Here is a 3,705-nt window from a genome sequence, read left to right on the forward strand (position 1 = left end):
GGCGCGGGCGGCATCCGGGTTTCGGCCGCCGGCTCCGGGACGCGTCCGGCCGGTGGTTCCGGCTCGGGCTCACGCTCCGGTTCGGGCTCCGCCGCCGGCTCCGGCTCCGGCGTTGGTGGGACGGGAGTCGGATCGGGCGTCTCCGGTTCCGGCTCCGGTTCCGGTTCCGGCGCGGGGGCCGCCGGCTCCGGTTCGGCGTTCGTGGCGGTGCTGAGCGTGGTCGGGTCGGGGCCGACCTCCTGCTCGACGGACTGCTCGGGCTCGGAATCGGGCTCAGGCTCGGGTTCGGGCTCGGGTTCGGGCTGCGCCTCCGGCGCGGGTGCGACGGCCTCGGCCTCGGACGCGGCCTCCGGCAGCCCCTGCGGTTCGGCGTCCGGGTCGCCGGTGGCCTCTGCCGCGTCCTCGCGGTCACGTTCGGCCTGCACCTCGTCGGCCTTGGTGGCGGGCGGCTCGGGGAAGGAGGGCATGTTGGGCTGCGCGGACGAGCCCGGTTCGAGCTGGTCGGCGGTCGGCACCCCGGACACGTCGAGGTCGGAGCTCGGCAGGAAGTCGTCGGGCTTCAGCTCGGTGTCCCAGGCGCTCGGGCGCTCTGGGGCCCGCTGTTCTGAGGTGGCCGGTTCCGAGGCCGTCGCGGACTGTTCGGCCGCGGTCGGCTCGGTCGTGGACTGCGGCTGCTCGTCGCCGGCGGGGCGCAGCACGCTGGGCGGAGCGGTGTCGCCCGGAGGACCCGCGGTGGCGGCGAGCGCCCGATCGGCGCCGGCGATCTCGCGCTCCTCGGCGGGCTGCTCCTCCTCGGGTTCCTCCTCCTGCTCCTGCTCCTCGTCTTCTTCCCCTTCTTCCTCCTCCTGTTCCTGCTCCTCGTCCTCTTCCTCCGCGGCCTCCTCGTCCTGCTGCTCCTCTTCCTCCTCCTCGGGTTCCTGTTCCGCCTCGTCCTCGCGGCCCTCCGCACCCGGGCTGGCGGCGCCGCCGCCAGCCGCGCCGGTGGTGGAGGGGGCGGCTGCGGTGCTCTGCTGGGCCGCCGCGTCCTGTTCCTCGGACGCCTGCTCGCGCTGCTCGGCGTCGCCCTCCACCGCCTCGTCGCGCTCGCGGTCGTCGCGTTCGGCCTGTTCCTCGCGTTCGCGGTCGCGCTGCCACTGTTCGATGAAGTCCTCGACGGGCGCGGGGGCTTCGGTGGAGCCGGGGCCGAGGGAGCCGTTCTCCTCGACGTCGTCGACGAGGTCGACGACCCGCTCCCAGTCGGGGGTGGGCAGCCGCTGCTCCAGGCGGCCCAGCACGGACTCCTCGACCTCGGGTGAGAAGCGGGCGAGTTGGAGGCGGACGCGCCCCGAGGCGTCGGCCGGGTCGCCGCGCAGGGAGCGGATGATGTCGGCGGTGAGGCGGTCGACGAGGGTGGCGGGGTCGAGACGTTCGGTGCGGTTGCGGTCGGCGTCGACGGTGGCGTAGCGGAGCCAGCCAGGGGTGGCGGCCGGGGTCGGGGTGACAGCGGCCTCGGTCGTGGCATGGGCGGCGCCCGCCTCGGCCTCGCGTTCCATCGGCTCGTACGGGAGGCTGACGGCGCCCAGGTCGCGGCCGGCGCGCAGGGTGCCGAGGGCGTGGGGGGCCTGGACGGTGTGCAGGAGTTCGTGGGTGAGCAGCCGCTGGCCGTCGGCGGTGTCGGGCCGGTAGGCGCCCTCGGCGAAGAAGACGTCCGTGCCGACGGTGACGGCGTCGGCACCGAGGAGTTCGGTGAGGGCGGCCGAGTCGCGGTCGGTGTGGAGCCGGACGCGGCTGAGGTCGTGGCCGAGGCGCTGCTCCAACTCGCGCCGCACGCCCGGGTCCAGCGGCTGGCCGGCGCCGCTGACGATCTGGCGGGGCTCGGGAGTGTGGGCCGTGGGGGTGCGGCGCTTCCTGCGGCGCTGGTCGGAGCGGGGTTGGGCGTCGCGGGCCGAGGCGCTCATCGGGGCCGCCTCCGTTCCTGGGCCCGACCGGGGTCGGTCAGGGCGGCGTGGACGGTGCGGGCCAGCGCCTCGCCGAGCCGGTGCGGCGGCAGGTGGCGGGGTAACTCGGGCAGGGTGGCGCGGAGTTCGTCCCCGGGGGTGGTGGCGAGTGGCAGGCCGTGTTCGGTGACGAGGCGGGTCAGTTCGCGGCGGAAGGACTCGGAGATCCGGTCCGCGTGGGCCGGCGGGAAGCCGTCGAGGACGAGTTCGCCGATGGTCAGCTCCACGGCGGGACGCGGGCCCGCGGGGGTCGCCGGCGTCGGGGGGCTCAGATCCATCCCTGCACCTCCGTGGCGGTCAGGGAGCGCTCCAGCTTCAGGTACTCGGTGCGGGCGGCGGCCAGCATGTGGCGCATCTGGAGGTGGTCGCCCTCCTCGGCGGCGAGGAAGGCCGCGGAGAGGGCGATGTTGCGGATGGAGCCGCCGGCGACGGTGAGTTGTGCGAGGCGGCGTGGGTCGAGGCCCTTGGTGGGGGCGCGTTCGGGGAGTACCCGGCGCCAGATCTCGGCGCGTTCGGGGACGCCGGGGAAGGGGAAGTCGACGGCGAAGCGGATGCGTCGCATGAAGGCGCTGTCGAGGGCCTTCTTCATGTTGGTGGTGAGCACGGCGAGGCCGCGGTAGGCCTCCATCCGCATCAGCAGGTAGGACACTTCGAGGTTGGCGTAGCGGTCGTGGCTGTCCTTGACCTCGCTGCGCTTGCCGAAGAGCGCGTCGGCCTCGTCGAACAGGAGCAGGGCGCCGCCGCGTTCGGCCGCGTCGAAGACCCGGCGGAGGTTCTTCTCGGTCTCGCCGATGTACTTGCTGACGACCTGGGAGAGGTCGATGACGAAGAGGTCCAGGTCGAGTTCGTTGGCCAGCACCTCGGCGGCGAGCGTCTTTCCGGTGCCGGAGCCGCCGGCGAAGAGGGCGGTGACGCCGAGGCCGCGGCGGAGCACGGATTCGAAGCCCCACTCCTGGTAGACGGTGCCGCGCTGCCTGACGTGCGCGACGATCTCCCGGAGGATGACCAACTGGCGTTCGGGGAGGACGAGTTCGTCCCAGGTGGCCTGGGGTTCGATGCGGCGGCCGAGTTCGTCGAGGCCGATGCGGGCCTCGTCGAGGCCGGCCCGCCAGGCGAGCTGGGTGGCGCTGAGGTCGTCGTCGCCGGTTCCGCCGCCGCCACCGTGCGCCGAGCCGGCGCCGGCTCGGCGCACGGTGGCGGCGGCGGAGCGGATGATGTGCGGCGGCAGGGTGAACTGGGCGACGAGGTCGCGCAGCTGGTCCTCGGTGACGCCGGGGATGTCGTGGAACGCGGCTACCCAGAGGCGGAGTTGTTCCTCCGGCGTGAGGGTGGGGACGCTGACGCGCTCGGCGCGGCGGCCGCCGGTGCGCGGGTCGCGGCTGGCGACGATCAGTGGCACGCCGGTGGCGGCGACGAACGAGTCGGTGGTGGCGGCGAGTTCGCGGGTGGGTTCGGCGGTCTCGCCGAGTTCGAGAAGCAGCGCTGCCGGCAACAGCACGGCCTCGCGCTGCCAGAGGCGGATGAGTCGGTCGCGTTCGACGGGGTCGCCCGGCAGGTCGTCGGGGGTGACGGCGTAGAGGCCGAGGCGGGCGCGGCGGGCAGCGGCGGCGGCCAGGTCGACGCGGCTCCGCGGATCGCCGCCGACGAGCTCGACCACGGGCGGTTCGCCGGCGGGGGCCGTGGCCCAGGCGGCGGCGAGGCGGTCGGCGGTTCGGCGGTAGGCGTCGGG

3 protein-coding genes are annotated in these 3,705 nt (G+C 74.8%); all 3 read right to left on the reverse strand.

Translation table 11 applies throughout. The annotated features are described in order from the left end of the window. A partial coding sequence (locus E1283_RS33710) for an eCIS core domain-containing protein (protein ID WP_132821971.1) occupies window positions 1-1,937 on the reverse strand: 1,937 nt, incomplete at its 3' end. Next, the gene (locus E1283_RS33715) at window positions 1,934-2,254 is read right to left on the reverse strand and encodes a hypothetical protein (protein WP_132821972.1); all 321 of its coding nucleotides are present in this window, start codon (window positions 2,252-2,254) and stop codon (window positions 1,934-1,936) included. The genes E1283_RS33710 and E1283_RS33715, both read right to left, overlap by 4 nt. Next, window positions 2,245-3,705 (reverse strand): ATP-binding protein (locus E1283_RS33720; RefSeq protein ID WP_132821973.1); only part of this gene is annotated, 1,461 nt, incomplete at its 5' end. The genes E1283_RS33720 and E1283_RS33715, both read right to left, overlap by 10 nt.

This window comes from Streptomyces hainanensis, assembly GCF_004348415.1.
Classification (GTDB): domain Bacteria; phylum Actinomycetota; class Actinomycetes; order Streptomycetales; family Streptomycetaceae; genus Streptomyces; species Streptomyces hainanensis.

Excerpts from the sequence above, each read along its gene's own strand:
- E1283_RS33715 (WP_132821972.1), bottom strand. The coding sequence starts at position 2,254 with ATGGATCTGAGCCCCCCGACGCCGGCGACCCCCGCGGGCCCGCGTCCC.